The organism is Pelagibacterium lacus (assembly GCF_003345525.1).
Classification (GTDB): Bacteria; Pseudomonadota; Alphaproteobacteria; order Rhizobiales; family Devosiaceae; genus Pelagibacterium; species Pelagibacterium lacus.
Genome location: NZ_QQNH01000055.1, coordinates 1 through 2,957, shown reverse-complemented (window position 1 = coordinate 2,957; position 2,957 = coordinate 1). Strand labels below are relative to the sequence as shown.

At 66.1% G+C, this 2,957-nt stretch carries 4 protein-coding genes; all 4 read right to left on the bottom strand.

What is annotated here, in order from left to right:
• Positions 1-326: cysteine hydrolase family protein (locus DVH29_RS15945; RefSeq protein WP_281270850.1), on the bottom strand; the 326-nt coding region annotated here is incomplete at its 3' end.
• Positions 327-401: 75 nt separating this feature from the next.
• A complete protein-coding gene (locus DVH29_RS15940; RefSeq protein WP_114647174.1) occupies positions 402-1,433 on the bottom strand; it encodes a 2,5-dihydroxypyridine 5,6-dioxygenase NicX family protein in 1,032 nt (343 codons plus the stop codon).
• A gap of 17 nt (positions 1,434-1,450) precedes the next feature.
• Positions 1,451-2,233: an alpha/beta fold hydrolase gene (locus tag DVH29_RS15935; RefSeq protein ID WP_114647173.1), complete on the bottom strand. Its 783-nt coding sequence runs from the start codon at positions 2,231-2,233 to the stop codon at positions 1,451-1,453.
• 10 nt (positions 2,234-2,243) lie between these two features.
• The coding region (locus tag DVH29_RS15930) for a maleate cis-trans isomerase family protein (protein WP_500690309.1) at positions 2,244-2,957 on the bottom strand (714 nt) is incomplete at its 5' end.

The following is a 2,957-nucleotide window of genomic DNA, read 5'->3' as shown; positions in this document are numbered from 1 at the left end:
GCGTCGATCTCGACGAGGCGCGAGCCTTCGACCAGCGCCGCCAGCCCTTTGGACTTGCGCAGCCAGGCGAGGGTTTCAACCTCGCCCGGGTGAAAGGCGATGACCGTATAGATGACCGGAATGCCCTTGTGCCGCGCCAGGTCGGTCAACTCCCGCGTCGCCGCCATCTGGGCGGCGGCGTCCGAGGCGGTGGGGTATTGGCGGTCGGTAAAGCCATAGGTGAAGTCCACCACCACGATGGCCGGGCGTGTGCCGCGGGGGACGGAATGGCCGAAGCCGGCATTCTTGTAGATCTCGGACTGGGACATGGCCGAACCTTTCTGCAAGGGAAACTCCTGTCCCGATGGCTCAGGACAGGAGTTCCGGATTATTGTTTGTCGCGCTTCCGGCTTTTGCGAGGGTTAGGCCCGGGCCATCTGCATTTCCTTGACCACCAGGTCGCCATCGACGACGATGGCTTCGTCGTCGAGGAACAGCGAGCAATTGCGCATCGGGATGTCGAGATGGCAGGCGGTGTCGTTGGGCCCGCCCAGCTCGTTATTGGGCCCGGTCGAGAACATGACGTTGCCATAATAGGAGCGCGGCTCCATGCCCATGCCGCCGGGGAACTCGCCCGGCATCATGCCGTGCCATTTGGCATTGGGGTTCATGCCCCAGCCCACATGGCTCATGCCCATGCCGCGCGGATCGTTGAAGGCGGCCATGTAGGACTTGACCAGCTCGGCCTCCAGCCCGCCGCTTATATCGGTGATCCAGCCCTTCTCGATGGTATAGGTGATCGGCTCGCGCACATAGACGTTCTGGGGCAAAAGAATGTCCCCCGGCGCCACGACGATGGTGCCGTCCACCCCGTCATCGTCGCCCCCGGTAAAGACGAACCCCGAGGGCCAGTGGTCCCAGCGGCCCGGCGTGTCGGTCGAAGCGTATTCGGCCACGGTGGGATAGGTGTTGAGCTTATAGGTGACATCGGTGCCATAGGGGGAGGTGATGCGCATCACCTTGGCCTTTTCGAGATAGGCGGCGCCGATCTCGACCTTTTCGCGCAGTTCCTTGGAGGGCAGCATGCGGGCCAGCAGTTCAGGCGGCTCGACCGCGGTGAGGATGCGGGTGCCCGCTGCCTGGATGGCGAACTGCTCGGGCGAGAACAACAGGAAGACGCAGTCGATCAGCATGTCGCAGTTCTTGAGCGCCTCGACCGCGTCGGGGAGCGCGGCGAGCCCGGTCACCCCCACGTTCCAGCCGCCCATGGGCAGCGGGGCGGGCAGGCGCATATGGTACATATTGGCCCCCAGGCGCTGGCCGGCGGCCATGAAGGCATCGGCATAGTCGAGCCGTTCATTGCCCTGGGTAAGCACCACGAGCCGTTCGCCCTCATGCACCCCGCTCATCTTGAGCTGGTGCAGGCAGATTTCGGTGAAGCTGGCTTGATCCATTTTCGTCTCCTCTTGTTTCAGGCCTCAAAATCCATGACGGCGGTGAGGAACCCTTCCAGGTCGTCCCATGGAATCATGTGCCCCGCCCCGGCCACGGTGCGGGTTTCGATACCCGGCGCGAGGTGTTCGATCTCGGCAACGTCCTCGGCGCCAATGACCGGCGCGCCCCCCGCCACCACCAGCCGCAGGGGCAGGGCGAGATGGGGCAGGTCGGCATGGATGTCGTCGCTGTGGAACCCGTCATAGGCGGTGCGGATGGCGTCGAGCTGGCAGGTGTGCAGCCATTCGGCCCGCAGCGCGTTCTGCTCCTCGGTCCAGGTGGGGCAGAATTTCCGCATGTCGGCGCCCGAACAGCCCTTCTGGGCCATCAGGATGGAGTCCTCATACCACGCCCAGGCCGAGGGATAGGCCCGGCGCCCCGGCCCCGAGACCGGGGGGTCGACGAGGATCAGTCCGGCAAAGGCCTCTGCATCGATCCGCGCCGCGCGGATGGCGATGCGCGCCCCCATGGAATGGCCGAGCACGATGGGGCGATCGAAAGCCTCCGAGCGGGCCAGCGCCAGCACATCGGCCGCCATGGCGTCCAGCGAATAGTCGAGGGCCCCGGCCTGGCTCAGCCCGCGCCCGCGCACGTCGAGCACATGCACGTCGAAGCGCTGGGCCAGCCGCTCGGCCACGAACCCCCAGGTGACCGCCGGCGAGGTGATGCCGGGCACCAGCAGGAGCTGCGGTCCCGGACCGGGGTGGTGGATGAGATGCTGGCGGATGCCATTGGCATGGACATTATATCCGTTCGTCATCTCCGCCCCCTCAATACGCGCCCGAGAGCAGCGTGCCGCCGCCGGGAACCCGCGTCTCGAGCTCGAGCGCCTTGAGCATCTGCCAGGTGGTGGCGATGGCGGCGGTGAGCACCGGCTTGCCGGTCTGGGCCTCGACCATGGCGACGGCCGGCAGCGAGGGCATCTGCACGCAGGCCGAGAGCACCACCGCATCCACGTCGCTGGTGTCGATCCCCGCCACAATGGCGGGCAGCTTCATGGGGTCGTGCGCCGCCACCGCGAGATTGTCCTGGATCTCGAGCGCCCGCCAATGGACCACCTCCACCCCCTCATGGGCGATATAGTCCACCACCATCTCGGTCAGAGGCTTCATATAGGGGGCGACCACCGCCACCCGTTTGGCCCCGATCGCCTTGATGGCCTCGACCAGCGCCCCCGCCGAGGTCACCACCGGGGCCGGAGCGTCATTGCTGACCGTCACCCCGTGCAGCCGCTCCTGGGACACCCGGTGATAGCCATGGCCCATGGACATGATGGCCACGAGGCACGCATAGCCCATCACGTCGACCCGGGCGTCGGAGAGCTCCAGCGCGCAGCGGTCGCTGTCCCCGTCCATGCGCGCCAGCTCCTCCCTGGTCACATGCTTCATGCGCATGCGCGAGGAGTGGAACGTGAACCGCTCCGGCAAAATCCCCTCCCGCGCCCGCAACAAACCCGGAATCTCCGTCTCCATCGTAACATTCGA

Bases quoted from the DNA above. Each gene is read 5' to 3' on its own strand.
- DVH29_RS15940 (WP_114647174.1), bottom strand. From the start codon at position 1,433: ATGGATCAAGCCAGCTTCACCGAAATCTGCCTGCACCAGCTCAAGATG.
- DVH29_RS15935 (WP_114647173.1), bottom strand. From the start codon at position 2,233: ATGACGAACGGATATAATGTCCATGCCAATGGCATCCGCCAGCATCTC.